At 64.8% G+C, this 17,651-nt stretch carries 16 protein-coding genes; 12 read left to right on the forward strand and 4 right to left on the reverse strand.

Going from position 1 to position 17,651, the window contains the following annotated elements:
- Positions 1-86 precede the first annotated feature (86 nt).
- The 4 genes from ACK56M_RS08405 to ACK56M_RS08420 are packed head-to-tail and all read left to right on the forward strand — an operon-like array spanning position 87 to position 3,945.
- The gene (locus tag ACK56M_RS08405) at positions 87-1,940 is read left to right on the forward strand and encodes a DUF1302 domain-containing protein (RefSeq protein ID WP_043935454.1); all 1,854 of its coding nucleotides are present in this window, start codon (positions 87-89) and stop codon (positions 1,938-1,940) included.
- A 22-nt stretch (positions 1,941-1,962) separates the two neighbouring features.
- Complete coding sequence (locus ACK56M_RS08410) at positions 1,963-3,273, forward strand: DUF1329 domain-containing protein (RefSeq protein WP_015269473.1); 1,311 nt, start codon at positions 1,963-1,965, stop codon at positions 3,271-3,273.
- On the forward strand, positions 3,273-3,659 hold the full coding sequence (locus tag ACK56M_RS08415; RefSeq protein ID WP_015269474.1) for a YidH family protein: 387 nt from the start codon (positions 3,273-3,275) through the stop codon (positions 3,657-3,659). The genes ACK56M_RS08410 and ACK56M_RS08415 overlap by 1 nt, the downstream gene beginning before the upstream one ends.
- On the forward strand, positions 3,652-3,945 hold the full coding sequence (locus ACK56M_RS08420) for a DUF202 domain-containing protein (protein WP_015269475.1): 294 nt from the start codon (positions 3,652-3,654) through the stop codon (positions 3,943-3,945). Before ACK56M_RS08415 ends, ACK56M_RS08420 begins: the two co-directional genes overlap by 8 nt.
- A gap of 82 nt (positions 3,946-4,027) precedes the next feature.
- Here ACK56M_RS08420 and ACK56M_RS08425 read toward each other — a convergent pair whose 3' ends face one another.
- Together ACK56M_RS08425 and ACK56M_RS08430 are read right to left on the reverse strand one after the other, a co-directional pair.
- Positions 4,028-5,989, reverse strand: a complete 1,962-nt coding sequence (locus ACK56M_RS08425) for an alkyl/aryl-sulfatase (RefSeq protein ID WP_015269476.1) — start codon at positions 5,987-5,989, stop codon at positions 4,028-4,030.
- Positions 5,990-6,090: 101 nt separating this feature from the next.
- A complete protein-coding gene (locus tag ACK56M_RS08430; protein ID WP_047595252.1) occupies positions 6,091-7,014 on the reverse strand; it encodes a LysR family transcriptional regulator in 924 nt (307 codons plus the stop codon).
- Positions 7,015-7,097: 83 nt separating this feature from the next.
- Here ACK56M_RS08430 and ACK56M_RS08435 point away from each other — a divergent pair, with 83 nt between their 5' ends.
- Genes ACK56M_RS08435 through ACK56M_RS08455 form a run of 5 tightly spaced genes read left to right on the forward strand, consistent with a single transcriptional unit; the run spans position 7,098 to position 12,935 of the window.
- Positions 7,098-8,336, forward strand: coding sequence for a 3-hydroxyacyl-CoA dehydrogenase (locus ACK56M_RS08435; RefSeq protein WP_015269478.1), 1,239 nt, complete (start codon positions 7,098-7,100; stop codon positions 8,334-8,336).
- On the forward strand, positions 8,333-10,108 hold the full coding sequence (locus ACK56M_RS08440; protein ID WP_100413409.1) for an acyl-CoA dehydrogenase C-terminal domain-containing protein: 1,776 nt from the start codon (positions 8,333-8,335) through the stop codon (positions 10,106-10,108). The genes ACK56M_RS08435 and ACK56M_RS08440 overlap by 4 nt, the downstream gene beginning before the upstream one ends.
- A gap of 30 nt (positions 10,109-10,138) precedes the next feature.
- Positions 10,139-11,302, forward strand: coding sequence for an iron-containing alcohol dehydrogenase (locus tag ACK56M_RS08445; RefSeq protein ID WP_015269480.1), 1,164 nt, complete (start codon positions 10,139-10,141; stop codon positions 11,300-11,302).
- Positions 11,302-11,754, forward strand: a complete 453-nt coding sequence (locus ACK56M_RS08450; protein ID WP_003260181.1) for an acyl-CoA thioesterase — start codon at positions 11,302-11,304, stop codon at positions 11,752-11,754. Before ACK56M_RS08445 ends, ACK56M_RS08450 begins: the two co-directional genes overlap by 1 nt.
- Complete coding sequence (locus ACK56M_RS08455) at positions 11,751-12,935, forward strand: acetyl-CoA C-acyltransferase (RefSeq protein ID WP_023663031.1); 1,185 nt, start codon at positions 11,751-11,753, stop codon at positions 12,933-12,935. Before ACK56M_RS08450 ends, ACK56M_RS08455 begins: the two co-directional genes overlap by 4 nt.
- A 95-nt stretch (positions 12,936-13,030) precedes the next feature.
- Here ACK56M_RS08455 and ACK56M_RS08460 read toward each other — a convergent pair whose 3' ends face one another.
- Positions 13,031-13,891 carry a CAP domain-containing protein gene (locus ACK56M_RS08460; RefSeq protein WP_015269482.1) on the reverse strand — a complete coding sequence of 287 codons (861 nt, stop codon included), beginning with the start codon at positions 13,889-13,891 and terminating at the stop codon, positions 13,031-13,033.
- A 162-nt stretch (positions 13,892-14,053) separates the two neighbouring features.
- Positions 14,054-15,619, reverse strand: a complete 1,566-nt coding sequence (locus tag ACK56M_RS08465) for a winged helix-turn-helix domain-containing tetratricopeptide repeat protein (protein WP_411959360.1) — start codon at positions 15,617-15,619, stop codon at positions 14,054-14,056.
- 244 nt (positions 15,620-15,863) lie between these two features.
- Between ACK56M_RS08465 and ACK56M_RS08470 the strand changes: the two genes are divergently transcribed.
- The 3 genes from ACK56M_RS08470 to ACK56M_RS08480 are packed head-to-tail and all read left to right on the forward strand — an operon-like array spanning position 15,864 to position 17,485.
- Positions 15,864-16,607, forward strand: a complete 744-nt coding sequence (locus ACK56M_RS08470) for an SDR family oxidoreductase (RefSeq protein ID WP_100413410.1) — start codon at positions 15,864-15,866, stop codon at positions 16,605-16,607.
- Between the two features lie 38 nt (positions 16,608-16,645).
- On the forward strand, positions 16,646-17,059 hold the full coding sequence (locus ACK56M_RS08475) for a cupin domain-containing protein (protein ID WP_100413411.1): 414 nt from the start codon (positions 16,646-16,648) through the stop codon (positions 17,057-17,059).
- Positions 17,060-17,116: 57 nt separating this feature from the next.
- Positions 17,117-17,485, forward strand: coding sequence for an HlyD family secretion protein (locus tag ACK56M_RS08480; protein WP_371857136.1), 369 nt, complete (start codon positions 17,117-17,119; stop codon positions 17,483-17,485).
- Positions 17,486-17,651: the final 166 nt, after the last annotated feature.

Below are 17,651 nucleotides of genomic sequence, written 5' to 3' on the forward strand. Positions count from 1 at the left end.
GCCCCTTTTTACACAAGCCTTTGCGCCGTGTTTCGGCGCTAACTCGCAACTCACTCTCGAATAAACACAATAAGAGGTTAAGAGTGATGGCATTTCGTGCTTCTGGTCTTTCGGGACCGTTGTCGCTGCTTGCGTCGTCTGCACTTTTTTCTGTGCCTGCCCTGGCTGTTCAATTTAATCTGGGAGAGTTTGAAGGACAGTTTGATTCAGCGTTTTCGTTTGGCACCAGCATTTCCACTGCCAACCCGGACCCGGCTTTGCACAATAGTGCAAACAGTGATGACGGCCGCCTGAACTTTGCCTCGGGTGATGTATTTTCGGCAGTGTTCAAAGGTACCCATGATCTGGAGCTCAAACATGCCAACCTGGGTGTGTTCCTGCGTGGCACCTACTGGTACGACACGGCGCTGCGCGACCATGACCAGCGCTTCAAGCAGGTCGAGGACAACAACCGCAAGCGTTCGGCCAAGACCGCAGGTACCCAGCTGCTCGACGCCTTTGGCTACTACCTCTACGACATCGATGGCCAGCCAGGCTCGGCAAGGCTGGGCAAGCAGGTAGTGAACTGGGGCGAGAGCACCTTCATCCAGGGCGGGCTGAACGTCATCAATCCCTTCAACCTGGCGGCGCTGCGCCGCCCAGGTTCCGAGGTGAAGGACGCGCTGGTGCCGGTGAACCTGTTCTACTTCACGCAGAACCTGACCGAGGCGTTGTCGGTCGATGGCTTCTACCAGTTGGACTGGGACCAGACCCAGCTCGACAACTGTGGCACGTTCTTCTCCAACAACGACTTTCTGCCCGATGGTTGCGATGGCCTGGATGTGGGAGCCAGGTTGCTTGGCAACCCGGCTGCCGTGGCCGGCCTTGCACCGTTTGGCGTGAACCTGACCAGCGAAGGCGTGCGCATACCCCGGGGCAGTGACCAGGATGCCCGCGACGGCGGGCAGTGGGGTGTTTCGTTGCGCTGGTACGTGGCGGCGCTGGACACCGAGTTCGGTGCCTACGCAGCCAACTATCACAGCCGCACGCCTTATCTGGGGACGGTCAGCAGCCCTTATTTCGACAACAGCCGCTTCGCCCCCCAGTTGTGCGCCAACCTGGGTATCGGCCCGGCCGGCTGCGCCGGGTTCCTCGGCTCCGCTGCCGGTCAGTCGCTGGTCGGTGCATTGCGCCTGGGTACCTCCCAGTACCGTGTGCAGTACCCCGAGGACATCCGCATGTACGGGTTGTCGTTCGCCACCACCCTGCGCAGCGGTACGGCCCTGCAGGGTGAGCTGAGTTACCGGCCGAATATGCCCATGCAACTCAACGGTACCGACATCATCCAGTCGCTGCTCAACGTCGAGGGGCGTTCGCCTTTGCTGGGCGACGGGCTGCGGCCAGAAAGCGCCAGCACCCTGTTTGACGGCTACCGGCGCAAGGAGGTGACCCAGCTTCAGGTGACCGCCGTACATGCCTTCAGTCAGGTGCTGGGGGCCAACCAGATGCTACTGGTGGGCGAGGCCGGGGCCACCTACGTCGGCGGGCTGGAGGGCGGCGCAGGCCCGCGTTACGGCCGCTCGGGTACCTTCAACAGTGGCGAGCTGGCGGACAACAGCGTCTGCCGGGCGATTTCCAAGACGCCAGAGCACTGTAACGACCAAGGCTTCATGACCCCGTTCTCCTGGGGCTACCGGTTACGCGCGACCTTGACCTACCCCAACGTGATCGCCGGCTTCGACCTGCGGCCGAACCTGTCCTGGTCGCACGATGTGCACGGTACAGGCCCGGTGGAAGGCTCGGCTTTCAGCGAAGGCTCCAAGGCCATGAGCGTCGGGCTGGATGCGACGCTTGCCAGTACCTACAGCCTGAGCCTGTCGTACACCGACTTTATCGATGGCGACTATGGCACCCGTGGTGACCGGGACTTTGTCTCGCTGAGCCTGGGCGTCACCTTCTGAGGGCATGATGATGAATATGCGAATGGTGATGATCGGCCTGTTCTGGGCCAGCGGCGCGCTGGCTGCGACAGGCCTGCCAGACAACCTCACCCCTGTGGGCGCCGAACGCGCGGCCAGCCCGGACGGCCGTATCCCGGCCTGGCAAGGCGGGTTGAGCGTCGCCCAGCAGCGCCTGGGTGACAACGGCACGCCGCTGGATCCGTATGCCGCCGAACAGCCGCTGTACCGGATCACGGCGGCCAACTATCGGCGTTACCAGGGCCAGCTTTCCGACGGCCAGGTAGCCTTGCTCAAGCGCTTCCCGCACACCTTCGAGCTGCCGGTCTACCCCACCCATCGCAGTGTCGCGGTGCCTGCCGGCGTCGCCGCCTCGGCCGCCCGCAATGCAGCGCAGGCGCAGCTGGATGACCAGGGCAACGGCCTGCGCGGGTTCAATGGAGTGATTGCGTTTCCCCGGCCGGACAACGGGCTGGAAGTGATCTGGAACCATCTGACCCGGCACCGCAATGCCAGTTACATTCAGATGTCCGACAGCGTCACACCGTTCAAGAACGGCCGCTTCGTGCTGATGAGCGCGCGCCAGGATGTAGCCCGCCCGGAAGGCCTGGGTGGGCTGGGTGCAGGCAATGTGTTGTATTACTTCACCTACCGCATGACGGCACCATCACGGCTTGCCGGTGATGCCATGGTGGTTCACGAAACCCTTGACCAGGTAGCCGAGCCCCGCTTGTCCTGGGTCTACAGTGCCAGTCAGCGGCGTGTGCGGCGCGCGCCGAACATCGCCTACGACACCACGGGGCCTGGCACCGCAGGCCTGCGTACTGCCGACAGCCGCGACATGTTCAATGGCGCCCCCGACCGTTACCAGTGGAAGCTGCTGGGCAAGCAGGCCCTGCACGTGCCGTACAACAGCTACCGCCTGGCATCGCCCGAGCTGCGCTATGCCGAGCTGATCAGGCCTGGTCATGTCAATCCGGCACCCACACGCTACGAGCTGCACCGGGTGTGGGTGGTGGAGGCGACGCTGAAGCCCGGCGCACAGCACATCTATGCCAAGCGACGCTTCTATGTGGACGAAGACACCTGGGCCATTCTCGAAACCGACAGCTACGATGCTGGCGGCCATCTGTGGCGTACATCACAGGCCCACAGCTTCTACCACCCAGGCGGCGAGGTGGCGGTCAACGCAATGGAGGTCACCTATGACCTCAAGAGTGGCCGCTACCATGCGTCGGGGCTGATCAACGAGCAACGTCGCCCGTTCGACTTCAATGTTCGCACCAGCCTTTCGTATTTTTCTCCCGGCGCCCTGCGCAGCTTTGGCGTGCGCTGATGGACGCGTTTGAACCACGGCCGGACTGGGCTCGGCGTCTGCTGGGGCAGGGCGAGGCGCCCGACCCTCGCTTCACCTTGGCCAACGAGCGCACGTTCCTGGCCTGGATCCGTACCGCGCTGGCGTTGCTGGGAGGTGGCATTGCCATCGAGACCTTTGCCGGCCAGGCCCTGCAGGCGCCGCTTCGGCTCTGGCTTGTCGGCAGCCTGATGTTGCTGAGCATGTTGCTGAGCGCCGGCGCCTGCCTGCGTTGGCTGCGGGTGGAGCGTGCCTTGCGACAGCGCCGGCCATTGCCGCTGCCGGCGCTGGTGCCGCTGTTGGCACTGGGTTGCCTGATCGCGGCGTTGATGGCCGCTGTCGTGTTGTGGCCGCGCTGGCATGCCTGATCCGGGCTTGCAGGCCGAACGCACCGAACTGGCTTGGCGGCGTACCTGGTTGGCGCTGGTGGCGGTCGCGGGGTTGGCTTTGCGCCAGGGCGACCTGGCGCTGGCGGCAGTAGTCGGCTTCGCAACGCTGACGCTGTTGACCCGCCAGGGACGGCGCTACAGCGAGGGCCTGGCGATGTTGCGGGTCGAGCGCGGTCGGCCTGCGATTCTACCGGTAGTGGCACTGGGCAGCGCAGTGTGCCTGATGGCGCTGGCAGGGTTGTACCGGTTGGCGAACGGGGGCTGAAACCCCTCCCACAGGTACGATGTGAATCCAGACGCCATTGCGGTACCTGTGAGAGCGGGCTTGCCGGCGAAGATGCCGGCGCTCAAGGGGTCACGATGTTGAAACGCGAATCGGCGTTCTCCAGGCCGCCCATGAAACGCAGGAACTTCACCCGCTCACCTTCGATGGAGATCTCGCCCAGCGTGGCCTCCTTGAGGAACCCGGTCTGCTTCAGGGCAATGCGGTCCAATGTCTGTTTGCTCATGCTCACCTGCACATCGGCCTGGGCGTGACGAGCCAGGTCGCGATGGGTGAGCACGCCGTTGCGCAGGGTCAGGGCGTAGTCTTCACCCAGGTCGGTGAAGCGCCAGTTGATGCTCAGGTCGCTCTCCGCCGCCTTGAAGGCATCCACCCGTACCCCAAGGTAATCGAAGAACAGGCTTGGGGTCAGTGCCCGCACCATGTCGTCGGCATTGCCGCCACTGCCGGTGGCGGCGGCTATTCCGCCGCGCAGCTCCTGGGCGCCGCTGAGGTAGGCGTTGCGCCAGGTAGCGTTCTCGCTCTGGTAACCCAGCTGTTCCAGCGCATCGGCCTGCAGTTCGCGCGCTGCGGTATTGCCCGGTTCGGCGAATACCAGATGGTTCACCAACTGCGCGACCCAGCGGTAGTCACCTTCGGCAAAGGCTTGGCGTGCCTGGGCCAGCACCTGATCGGCGCCACCCATTGCCGCCACGTAGCGCTTGCCGGCAGCTTGCGGCGGCAGTGGGTCGAGGTTGGCCGGGTTGCCATCGTAAAAGCCCATGTAGCGTTGGTAGACCGCACGTACGTTATGGCTGAGCGAGCCATAGTAGTCGCGGCTGTACCACTTGCTGGCCAGGCGCGGCGGGAGGTTGGCCAGGCTCTGGGCGATTTCCATTGGTGTCTGGCCCTGGTTGATCAGGCGCAAGGTCTGGCTATCGATGAAGGCATACATGTCGCGCTGGTCGGCCAGGTACTCGCGGATTGCCGGCCCGCCCCAGGTCGGCCAGTGATGCTGGGCGAACACTACCTCGGCCTGGTCGCCGTAACGCAACAGCGATTGGTCCAGGTAGTGCGCCCAGACTTTCGGGTCGCGTACCAGCGCACCCCGCAGGGTCAGCACATTGTGCTGCACGTGGGTGGCGTTCTCGGCCATGCACAGAGCCTTGAGCCCAGGGAAGTAGATGTTCATCTCCGCTGGCGCTTCGGTGCCAGGGGTCAACTGGAACTCTACCTCCACGCCGCTGAGGGTCATGCGTTGCAGCGGCTGGCTGATTTCCAGCGTCGGCGCTATCAGGCTGACGGTGGCGTTGGCCGGCACCCCTTTGCCCAGCCCGGCATCCACCTGGCCGCGTGGCCCGCGGGGCAGGGGGGCACCGTACATGTACTGGGCGCGGCGCTTCATGGCCGGGCCGGCCAGCACGTTTTCGCCGATGGCATGCTCGAAGAAGCCTTCGGGTGCAATGACCTGGACCTTGCCGGCCTTTACGTCCGCCTTGTCGATCACCCCGCGCGCGCCACCGAAATGGTCGATGTGCGGGTGGGTGTAGATCAGCGTGGTCACCGGCTTGCGCGGGCGGTGCCGGAAATACAGTTCAAGGCCGGCCCTGGCGGTTTCGACGGCCAGCAGCGGATCGAGCACGATCAGCCCGTCCTGGCCTTCAACGATGGTCATGTTGGCCAGGTCCAGACCGCGGACCTGGTAGATGCCTTCGGTGACCTTGAACAGGCCGGCGATGGTGTTCAGCTGGGCGATGCGCCACAGGCTCGGGTTTACCGTGGCCGGGGCCTGCGTCGGGTCGAGAAAACGATACTGACCCAGGTCCCACACAGTCTTGCCATCGGCGGTCGCGACCGGCCCGTCGAAGCGTTCAAGCAGCCCGCGCCGGGCCGCTTCGAAATCCCCGTGGTCATCGAACGGCAGGCGTTGCAGCCATTGCTGGTTGCTGGCCTGGGTGGCCGGGGTGGCATCCTTTGCCGCCGTAGTGGCCAGGCTCGGGAGGGGCGCCAGCAGGGCGAGCGCCAGCATCGACAGTGGGAAGCGCATGGTGTGTCCTTGTTGTTATGGTGGCGGACCACTGTAGGGGACGGGTTCGGGCACCAGCCAATACCAGAGCGGCATGGTTGCCATCGCATTTGCTGATGGGCTCAGGCAGGCGGAAGCTCCATGATCTGCTCCACCAGCCAGGCCAGGGCGGGGTCGTGCCGACGATGGGTCAGGTGCACCAGTTCCAGCTCGAACGGCTCCAGGGCGAAGGGCAGTTCGTGCACCGCCAAGGGCAGCAACTTGGCGAACTGCTGCGCAAGTTGCCGCGGCAGCACCACGCACATCTCGGTGGCGGCTGCCAGATGCGCTGCTTGAAGGTAGTTGGGGGTGGTGTAGGCAATTTTCCGGGTCAGGCCTTGTTCGGCCAGCCATTGGTCGACCATGCCGCGGGTCTGGCCACCGTGTACCCAGATGTGCCGCAAACCAAGAAACGCCTGAAGATCCAGTGCCTGGTCCGGCGCCAGTTGCGGATGCTTCTGGCGCAGCGCGACTTGCAGGGTTTCACGCCTCCAGGGGCGGCGGCTGAAACGTGCCGGCACCTCATCGAAGCGCCCCAGCACCAGGTCGAGGTCGCCGCGGTCCAGCGCGTCGGCCGGCAGGTTGGGAGCCAGGTGCACCACATCGATGCGCAAGTGCGGGGCCAGTACCTGCAGGCGTGCCAGCAGCGGTGGCATGCACAACTGTTCGACGAAGTCGGTGAGGGCGATGCGCAGCTGACGGTGGCTGCGCCGTGGCTCGAAGGCATCGCCAGTGGCCAGGGTCTGCTCGATTTGTTGCAGCGCCGCTCGAATCGGCCCTTCCAGCGCCAACGCCCGTGGCGTAGGGCGCATGCGCCGGCCCACACGAACCAGCAGCGGGTCGCCCAGCTGGTCGCGCAGCCGCGCCAGGGCGTTGCTGACAGTGGGCTGGGTCAGGGCCAGGCGTTCAGCCGCCCGTGAGACGTTCTGCTCGCGCAGTAACATGTCGAAGACCCGCAGCAGGTTCAGATCGAAGTTGGAAATATTCATGGGCAGAATATATGGCATACGAAATTGAAATTTCAAAAATACCTGCGGCCTGCTTAGGGTGATGCCTGTCCTCATACCTACAACAAGCAGGAGCGTTGCGCGTGAATACCCCCTTTGCGATCAACCAGGTGGCCGTGATAGGCGCAGGTACCATGGGCCGCGGCATTGTCATCAGCCTCGCCAGTGCCGGGCTGTCGGTGCTGTGGCTCGACAGCAACGCATCAGCCCTGGACGCTGGCCTGAGCATGGTCAGCCAGGCCTGGACTCAGCAGGTGGAGAAGCAGCGTGTCACCCAGGCCGAGGCTGAAGCCTGCCTGGCGCGAGTGCAGGCGGTGGATGGCTACGCCGCCCTGGCCCAGGCCGATCTGGTGATCGAGGCAGTGTATGAAAGCCTTGAACTCAAACAGGAAATCTTCCGGGCCCTGGACCAGCACCTCAAACCGGAGGCGATCCTGGCCAGCAATACCTCGGCGCTGGACATCGACGCGATCGCGGCGGTGACCCGGCGACCGTCGCACGTACTGGGCCTACATTTCTTCAGCCCCGCGCATGTCATGAAGCTGCTCGAGATAGTGCGCGGCGCGCACACCGACCAGGCGGTGCTCCATACCGCCCTGGCGCTGGGCGAGCGCCTGGGCAAGGTGGCGGTAGTGGCCGGCAACTGCCCCGGTTTCATCGGCAACCGCATGCTGCGCAGTTATGTGGCCGAAGCGCGCAAGTTGCTGCTCGAAGGCGCGCTGCCGCACCAGGTGGATGCGGTGCTGCAACAGTTCGGTTTTGCCATGGGCCCGTTCCGCATGTACGACGTGGTCGGTATCGACCTGGAATGGCGTGCCCGCCAGCTGGCCAGGCAGGGCATGCACGATCCGCTGGTGCAAGTGGATAATGCGCTGTGTGATCTGGGGCGGCTGGGTCAGAAGACAGGGAAGGGCTATTACCGTTATGCACCTGGCAGCCGCCAGGCCGAGCATGACCCCGAGGTCGACGCCCTGGTGCTCAAGATTTCCAACGACCTGGGTTACCGACGCCGGGGCATCAGCGCCGAGGAAATCGTCGAGCGCTGCCTGCTGGCGCTGGTCAACGAGGGCGCGAAGATTCTGCAGGAAGGCATCGCTGCCAGCAGCGCCGACATCGACCGGGTGTGGCTCAACGGCTATGGCTTCCCTGCGGCCACAGGTGGCCCGATGCGCTGGGCCGATGACCAGGGTGCAGCATTCGTCCTGGCTCGGCTGGAATACCTGCAAAGCGTACTGGGCGAGCACTGGCGCCCGGCCGCTCTGCTCTGCACGCTGGTGGCCAACGGCAAGCGTTTCGAGCAGCAGGCGGAGGTTCAGGCATGAACTACCAGGCTCCCTTGCGCGACATGCGCTTCGTGCTGCATGAGCTGTTCGACGTTGCCGCCCATTGTCAGCAGCTGGGTATCGAACTGGACCGCGACACACTCGACGGCATACTGGAAGAGGCCGCGCGCTTTACCGGCGAGGTAGTCGCTCCGCTCAACCGCAACAGTGACGAGCAGGGCTGCCAGTTGGCTGATGGGGAGGTCATCACGCCCGATGGTTTCCGCGACGCCTACCGGCAATACGTGGCCCATGGCTGGGCCAGCATGACCGGGCCGCAGGCTTACGGCGGTCAGGGCCTGCCGCAAATGGCCTCGGCCAGCTTCCACGAAATGCTGATGGCCGCGTCGTTGTCGTTCCGCATCTACTCCGGCCTCACCGAAGGTGCCGTGCTGGCTTTGCATCGCCATGGCAGCCCGGCGTTGCAGCAGTCCTATCTGGCGCGCATGGTCAGTGGCGAGTGGGCCGGCACCATGTGCCTCACCGAGCCGCAGGCCGGCACCGACCTGGCCTTGCTGCGCACCCGCGCCCAGCCGCAGGTCGATGGTTCCTATCGCATCACAGGCAGCAAGATCTTCATCAGTGGCGGCGAACAGGACCTGACCGACAATATCGTTCATCTGGTACTTGCACGCCTGCCCGATGCGCCGGCCGGGGTGCGGGGCATCAGCCTGTTCCTGGTGCCCAAGCTGCTGCCGGGCGGCGAACGCAACGCGTTGGGCTGTGGCGCGCTGGAGCACAAGATGGGCATCAAGGGCGCCTCGACTTGCGTGATGAATTTCGACGGTGCCCAGGGATGGCTGGTAGGCGAGGCCAACCAAGGCCTGGCGTGCATGTTTACCATGATGAACGACGCCCGTTTCCAAGTCGGCCTGCAAGGGCTGGGCATTGCCGAAGCGGCCTTCCAGGGGGGGCTGGCCTATGCACGCGAGCGCTTGCAATCGCGCGCGCTGACCGGCCCGGCGGCGGCGGACAGGCCGGCCGATCCGATCATCGTCCACCCGGATGTGCGACGCATGCTGCTGACCCAGAAAACCCTTACCGAGGGCTGCCGAATGCTGGCCATCTATACCGCCCGGCAGCTCGACCTGGAGCACGCAGCGCCTGGCGATCAGGCACGCAAGGGCGCAACCCGGCGGGCGGCACTGCTGATCCCGATCGTCAAGGCGTTTTTCACCGATGTCGGGCAGGAGGTCGCCAGCCTTGGCGTGCAGCTATATGGCGGACACGGCTATATCCGCGAGTGGGGCATGGAGCAGTTGATGCGCGACAGCCGCATCACCCAGCTCTATGAAGGCACCAACGGCATCCAGGCTCTCGACCTGGTGCGCCGCAAGCTGCTGGGCGACGGCGGGGCCGAGCTGAACTTGCTGGTCGATGAACTGGCCCTGCATGTCGAGGCGGCTGGTGTCGGTGGTGGTCTGCATGCCATGGCGACAGCGGTCGGGCAGCGCCTGGAGGAATGGCGTGTGCTGGCAGGCCATGTAGTCGAGGCTTGCCAGCGTGACCCTCAGGAAATGGGCGCGGTCTCGGTGGACTTCCTGGCCTACTCGGCCTATGTGCTGCTCGCAGCGTTGTGGCTGCAGGCGGCCGTGCGTGCCGAGACGGCGCTGGCTGGCGGCAGTGCCGAAACTGATTTCTACCGGGCCAAGCTGCACGCGGCGCAGTTCTACTGGCGACGCGTCCTGCCCCGCGCCACCGCGCACCGCGAAGCCCTGCTGGGCGGTGCAGATTGCCTCATGGCACTGCCAGCGAGCGACTTCGCCTTCTGACGCAGGGCCAACGACGACAAGGAGAGCCAGATGCAGCCTTTCAGCTTTGCCACTACCGGGCAGATCCTCTGCGAAGCGGGCGCAGTGCAGCGCCTTGCCACTCTGTGCCGCGAGCGCGGCGCACGGCGCGTGCTGATCGTCAGTGACCCCGGTATCGCCCGCCTGGGCATGCTCGATGATCTGCTACCGGGATTCACGACGGCCAAGGTCGGCGTGGCGATCTTCAGCGAGGTTACCGCCGACCCCAGCGAAGCTTGTGTACTGGCAGCCACCCAGCGGGCCCGGCATATCGGTGCCGACCTGGTGGTGGGCTTTGGCGGCGGCAGTTCGATGGATGTTGCCAAGCTGGTCGCGCTGCTGGCCCACAGCGACTGCAACCAGCCGCTTGCCGAACTGTATGGCATGGACAAGGCCAAGGGCCGACGCCTGCCGTTGATCCAGGTGCCGACCACGGCCGGCACTGGTTCGGAGGTGACGCCGATCGCCATCGTCACCACCGGCGCCACCAGCAAGATGGGCATCGTCTCGCCGCTGCTGCTGCCGGACCTGGCGGTACTCGATGCCGTCTGCACGCTCGGCCTGCCCCCGGCGGTAACCGCCGCGACCGGTATCGATGCCATGGTGCATGCCATCGAAGCCTATACCAGCCGTCTCAAGCGCAACCCGCTGTCGAGCCTGCTGGCGCGCGAGGCGCTGCGGCTGCTGGCGGAAAACCTGGATCAGGCCGTGCACAATGGCGGCAATCTGGATGCGCGTCAGGCCATGCTGCTGGGCGCCTGCCTGGCCGGCCAGGCGTTTGCCAATGCCCCGGTGGCGGCGGTGCACGCGCTGGCTTACCCGTTGGGTGGGCACTTCCACATTCCCCATGGCCTGTCCAATGCATTGGTGTTGCCGCATGTGCTGCGTTTCAACCTGCCCGTGACGGTGACGGACTATGCCCAGCTGGCGGTGCCCCTGTTGGGCGCACGGTTGCAGCCTGGCGACCTGCACCGGCAGGCTGATCAGTTCGTCGAGGAACTGGCCGCGCTGGGCGCCCGCTGCGGTTTGCCTGGGCGGCTGCGTGATGCCGATGTTCCGCGCCTTCGCCTGCCGCAACTGGCAGAAGATGCCATGCAACAGCAGCGCCTGCTGGTCAACAACCCGCGTGAAGTCACCCAGGCCGATGCACTGGCCATCTACGAGGCTGCCTACTGATGAGCGTGCATCGGCAACGTGACTACTACCGGCACTACACGCCAATCGCCACCCGCTGGCATGACAATGACGCCTACGGGCACGTGAACAACGTGGTCTATTACGGCTTTTTCGACAGCGCCGTGAACCGCCTGCTGATCGAGCAGGGCGGACTGGATATCCACCATGGCGCGGTGATTGCGCTGGTGGTCAGTTCGGCCTGCGACTACCAGTCGCCTGTAGCGTTTCCGCAGGGCATCGAGGTGGGCCTGGCGGTAAGCCGGCTGGGCAACACCTCGGTGCAGTACCAGTTGGCCGTATTCATCCAGGGCCAATCCCTGGCTTGCGCCACCGGACGCTTCGTCCATGTATTCGTCGACCGGCAGGGCCGACGCCCGGTCCCGGTGCCTGCCCGCTTGCGGCAGGTGTTGAGCGAACTGCAGCCTTTACTCCCCGAGGAATTTCGACCATGAAAGACGCCGTGATCGTAGCCACTGCCCGCACACCCATCGGCAAAGCCATGCGTGGCGCCTTCAACGACCTGAAAACCCCCAGCATGACTGCCGTCGCCATTCGGGCAGCCGTCGAGCGGGCTGGTATCGAGCCGGCGCAGGTGGAGGATCTGGTGCTGGGTACCGCCATGCAGAGTGGTACCGCCGCGATCAACCCTGGCCGACTGTCGGCGCTGGCTGCCGGCTTGCCGCAATCGGTCAGCGGGCAGACCCTCGACCGCCAGTGTGCGTCGGGCCTGATGGCCATCGCTACAGCGGCCAAGCAGATCATTGTCGATGGTATGCAGGTGACCATCGGCGCCGGCCAGGAGCAGATCAGCCTGGTCCAGCAGGTGCACAACCAGCTGGCCAGCGAGGCCTATGACCCTGCCGTGCTGCGAATGAGCGAACACGCCTACATGCCGATGCTGCAAACCGCCGAGTTTGTCGCCCGCCGCTATGGCATCAGCCGGGAAGCGCAGGACGCCTACGCCTTGCAGTCGCAGCAACGCACTGCAGCGGCGCAGGCGGCGGGGTTGTTTGCCGATGAAATCGTGCCCGTCTCGGCACGCAGGAAGGTTGTCGACAAGCTGTCCGGTGCGGTGAGCCATGAGGAAGTCTGCCTCAGTCAGGACGAAGGAAACCGGCCGGCGACCACCCTGGCAGACCTGCAAGGGCTGAAGCCAGTTGTCGAAGGCGGCTGCGTGACGGCCGGCAATGCCAGCCAGCTGTCTGATGGCGCCAGTGCCTGCGTGCTGATGGAAGGCGCACTGGCCGCAAGGTCGGGCAAGGCGCCGCTGGGGCTGTATCGTGGTATCGCCGTGGCCGGACTGGCTCCTGAGGAAATGGGTATCGGCCCGGTGCTGGCGGTGCCCAGGTTGCTGCACCAGCACGGCCTGAACGTGGACGACATCGGTCTGTGGGAGCTGAACGAAGCGTTCGCCTGCCAGGTACTGTACTGTGCCCAGCGTTTGCAGATAGACCCTGCGAAGCTGAACGTCAATGGCGGTGCCATTGCCATCGGCCACCCCTACGGCATGAGCGGTGCACGGATGGTCGGGCATGCGCTTCTGGAGGGCAGGCGGCGCGGGGTGAAGTACGTGGTGGTGACCATGTGTGTTGGCGGCGGGATGGGCGCGGCAGGGCTGTTCGAAGTGCTGTAGGGCATCCGTCAGGCCAGCCCCGGCGCCTGCGGCTGGCCGCGGGGTGGCCTGCAAGTCAGAACGGCGGCTCGTTCGGGGGCTGCAGCCTGAGTCAGTCAAGGCGCGCCGAACAGCATCGTCCAGTACACGCCGTTATCGCTACGCGAGTTTTTGGCAAAGGCCGCCCCCACCTGGGTAAACATCGGGTTCATCAGGTTGGCGCAATGCCCGGGGCTGGCCAGCCAGCCTGCCATCGCCTTGCTCGGTGACCCTTGGCCTGCGGCAATGTTCTCGCCGATCTGCCGCCCACGGTAGCCGGCATCCCATGCCCGATCCGCGGGCAGATCACCGTCGAGGTCACGGTGCGCGAAGAAATTATCGTTGGCCATCGCCCGGCTGTGTCGCTGCGCCGCCGTTCCCAGGGCGGTGTTCCAGGCTAGCGGGCGTGCAGCGGCAAAGCGCTTGCGACCACACAGGCGTGGTTTCGCCCGTGCAGCGTTCACCTGTGCCAGCAACGCTTTGCTTGCCGATCGCCCATCGCCGAGCTGGGCATCGAGCAGGGGCCGAGCCAGCAGCACCCGCCACTCGTTGCGTGAGCGACTGACGCCGATATCGGCATATTGGCTATCGAGCAGGGCCGTGCAGTAGTCGCTGCGCAGCATGTCGAAGGCCTCCTCGGCATCTTGTGCGCCGACCAGACGGATGGCCCGCACCTTCACCGCCTGATACCCCGCAGCCTTCAATCCTTCCCGCAATGCCCCGCCGTAGCCGACCGGCAACGCCAGTTTCGGCTTCAGCACCAGCGGCGTCGAGCCCCGGATAATGCGCCGCTCGCAGCGTTGTGGCTGGGTGCGATAGTCGTTGATGGCTGCCACCAGTTGCCTTTCCCCGCTGGCATGGGCGGGGTTGGCGAACAGGTGGAAAAAAGGAATGAGGCAGAGCGAGACAAAGGGGGAGCGACGGACTGCGTGGCGCATGGGGTGAATGGCTCTGGTGAATGGCGGCGGCAAGGCCGAATTAAGGGCTCGGCTAAGACTGTGCGCCTCAATCCAGGTTCACTGGTGGCGGGTACAAATTTGTAGTTGGAGTTTCGGTACTCCAACGAAGGCAATCCGGGCCAAGGGGGCGTCCAAACTCTATCAAGCCGGTAACCCCGCCAACCTCAACCCTTCGGCAAATCGGGCCAGATCCTCATCGCGGTAAATCGGCAGCCACTGGCGCAAGGTCGACACCCTTAACCCTGGGTCTTGTGCCCGCAAGCGCTCCATCGCCCGGTGCGCGCTGTCCATCCGCCCACTCAGTGCATGGCTGGCCGCCAGCAGGGCCACCGCTGCCAGCAGGCTGGGCAGATTCCCCAGCGACTTCTCCGCCCACTCCACAGCCTCATCCAGCCGCCCGGCAAAGAAATGCGCCAACGCCATGCCCACCTGTATGCGAAACATCTCCGGGTCCAGTGGGCTCAGCCGTGTGGCGTGCTTGAGATTGTCGATGGCGGTCTGTGTCTCGCCGCGTAACGCCCTGAGTATCCCGCCCAGGTACCAGGCCGGCGCCAGGTTGGAGTTGAGCAGGCGCGCCCGGTCAAGCAGCGCTATCGCGCCGTCCAGGTCACCCGTCAGATGCCCCAAGGCATGGCCGCCGCGGGTCAACGCCACGGCATCGTCACGCCCCAGTTCCACTGCCAGGCGCGCAAGCCGGGCACCCTCGGTGATTTCCTGGGCACGATCATCCATCCAGCCATTGAGCTTGCGCCAGAAGTAGCACCACGCCGCCATGCCATAGGCCGAAGCGAACTCAGGGTCCAGTTCGATGGCGTGGTAGTACAGCGGTAAAGCCTGGGCGATGGCGTCGCGCGTTCCGTTATGCAGCTTGGCCGTGCCGCGCAGGTAATAATCGTAGGCGCACAGGTTGCCGGTGGGCTTGCGCTTGGCACGTTCGATCTCCGCCCTTTCCAGCTGCGGGGCGATGGCGCCCACCACGCTTTCGGTCACCTGGTCCTGCAACTCGAACAGATCGTCGAGCCGCCCCTCGAAACGCTCGGCCCACAGATGCTCGCCGCTGGTGGCGTCGATCAGCTGGCCCGTAATGCGTAGCCGCTTGCCAGCCTTGCGCACGCTGCCTTCGAGTACATAGCGCACGCCCAGTGCCTGGCCAACCTGCTGCACATCGATGCGCTGGCCTTTGAAGGTGAAGCTCGAGTTGCGGGCGATGACGAACAGCCAGCGAATGCGGGACAGGGCGGCGATGATGTCCTCGACCATCCCGTCGGCGAAATAGTCCTGCTCAGGGTCACCGCTGAGGTTCTGGAAGGGCAGCACGGTGATCGACGGTTTATCGGGCAGGGCGGGCCCACAGGCGACGGGAACAGGTTCTGATGGGGCCTGTGCCGCGCTGCTGGAAGGCTCGCGGACCAGGCCGACGAAGCGGTAGCCCTTGCGCGCGATCGTGCGTACCAGGCGCTGCTCTTCACCGGAATCGCCGATGGCTTTGCGCACGGCATTGATATGGCTGGTGATGGTCGATTCCGAGACGATCTTGCCGTTCCACACGCGCGCCAACAACTCGTCACGCCCCAGCACCTGGTCGCGGTGACTGACCAGTTGCAAGAGCAGGTCGAACACCTGCGGGCCGATGGCCACGGCCTTTCCGCACAGGGTCAGCTCCCTGCGCTGTTCGTCGAGCACATAGTCGTCAAACTCGAATGGCACGATGTATCCCCTCGCGCGCCCTAGGCTAGGTGTCCGAGGCGACTGTTCAGTGGTATGGGCCGATGATACGGCAGCGCAAAGCTGGCTGCATACGCCAGGGCGTGGATTGAACAGTTTGGACGGAAATTCAAGCACGCCTGGAGGCAAAACCAGCCGGTACGCAAGGACTCTGCACAGGCCGGCGGCGCATGCTTGAACCACCACGACGGCAATGGTTGCGGTCGTGAACGTGGAGACAGCCCCAATGAAAATCGTGGTGATCGGAGGCACTGGCCTCATTGGTTCGAAGCTTGTCGATGGCCTGCGCGAGCGCGGCCACGATGCCGTCGCGGCAGCGCCGAGCACGGGGGTGAACAGCATCACCCGCGAGGGCTTGGCAGAGGCGATGAACGGTGCGGATGTGGTTGTGGATGTGGCGAATGCCCCGTCCTGGGAGGACCAGGCGGTGCTCGATTTTTTCGAGACGTCCACCCGCAACCTGCTGGCAGCCGAGAAAGCTGCAGGGGTCAAGCATCATGTCGCGTTGTCTATCGTGGGCAGCGAGCGGTTGCCGGAAAATGGCTACTTCCGGGCCAAGGTCGCCCAGGAGGCGCTGATCAGGCAATCCGCGCTGCCGTACACCATTCTGCGCGCCACGCAGTTCTTCGAGTTCGTCGAAGGCATTGCCCAGGCAGGGACGGTGGGAGAGGAGATTCGCCTGTCGCCGGCGCTGTTCCAGCCTTTGGCCTCGGATGATGTGGTAGCGGCGCTGATCGATGTGGCGTTGGCGCCACCAGCGCTCGGCATGCTGGAGGTTGCCGGGCCAGAGGCCGCGCCACTGGATGAACTGGTGCGCCGCTTCCTGCGCCTGCGTGGAGATACACGCAAGGTGGTGGCGGATGTGCATGCCCGCTATTTCGGTGCCGAGCTCGATGACAAGTCGCTGACTCCCGGCAGCGGCGCGCGGCTTGGCAAGATCCGCTTCGAAGACTGGCTGGCTCGCCAGTGAGCGATTCAACCCCTATCCCGAACCGAAGGAGCATCACCATGTTCAGCCGCCCCCTCCTGGCCGCCGCGTTCACCGTGCTGGCCATAACCCCGCTAATCGCCGCCGAGCGGCCAGTCAGCAAAGTCACCGTGGTCTTCGACAGACCACTGCCCAACGTGCCAGGCAAAAGCATGCGCGGAGTGATCGTCGACTACGCCCCCGGGGCCGCGTCGCCCGCGCATCGGCACCCGAAATCCGCATTCATCTATGCCACGGTGCTGGAAGGCGAAGTGCGCAGCAGCGTCAATGGCGAGCCAGCCAAGGTCTACAAACCTGGCGAAAACTGGTACGAGGCACCGGGCGCTTTCCATGGCGTCAGTGCCAACGCCAGCGACAGCAAGCCGGCCAAGCTGATGGCCGTGTTCGTGCTCGACAGCAATGAGACGGTACTGGTCACGCCGAGCGAGAAGTAGGCCTTCGGCCCTGTTGGCAGTGCCATGCCACCAGGGCCGAATACAGGACAACGCATCATGAACACACATGAACCTGAGCAGGCCCGCGCGGCGGTGATGCCGCAGCCTGCACGGATGAAGATAGTGGGCGTCGTGCTGTGCGTGGCAGCCATACTGTTGCTGGCTGTGGGCTGGCTGACGTTGCGCTCTGCTGACGCCGCCTTTACCGACAACGCCTATGTGCGTGGAGATGTCACGTCGCTGGCGGCCAAGGTGTCGGGTTACGTGACGGCGGTGGAGGTCGGGGACAATCAGCAGGTCAGGGCCGGTGACGTGTTGTTCCGTATCGATGACCGCGACTACCGTGCGCACCTGGCCCAGGCGCAGGCCAACCTGAAGGCTGCCGAGGCGCGTCTTGGCGATGTCGACGCTCAGACACGCCTGTAGCAGGCGCAGGTCCGCCAGGCCGAGGCGCAGCGCCAGTCGGCCCAGGCCGAGCGGCAGCTGGCCAGCAAAACCCACGAGCGCAGCCGCAAGCTGATTCAGTACAGTGCAATCAGCCAGGCCTTGGTCGATCAGACCGACGCCGCCCGCAGCAGCGCCGAGGCCGCGC

Source organism: Pseudomonas sp. s4 (assembly GCF_046764235.1).
Taxonomy (GTDB): Bacteria; Pseudomonadota; Gammaproteobacteria; order Pseudomonadales; family Pseudomonadaceae; genus Aquipseudomonas; species Aquipseudomonas asiatica.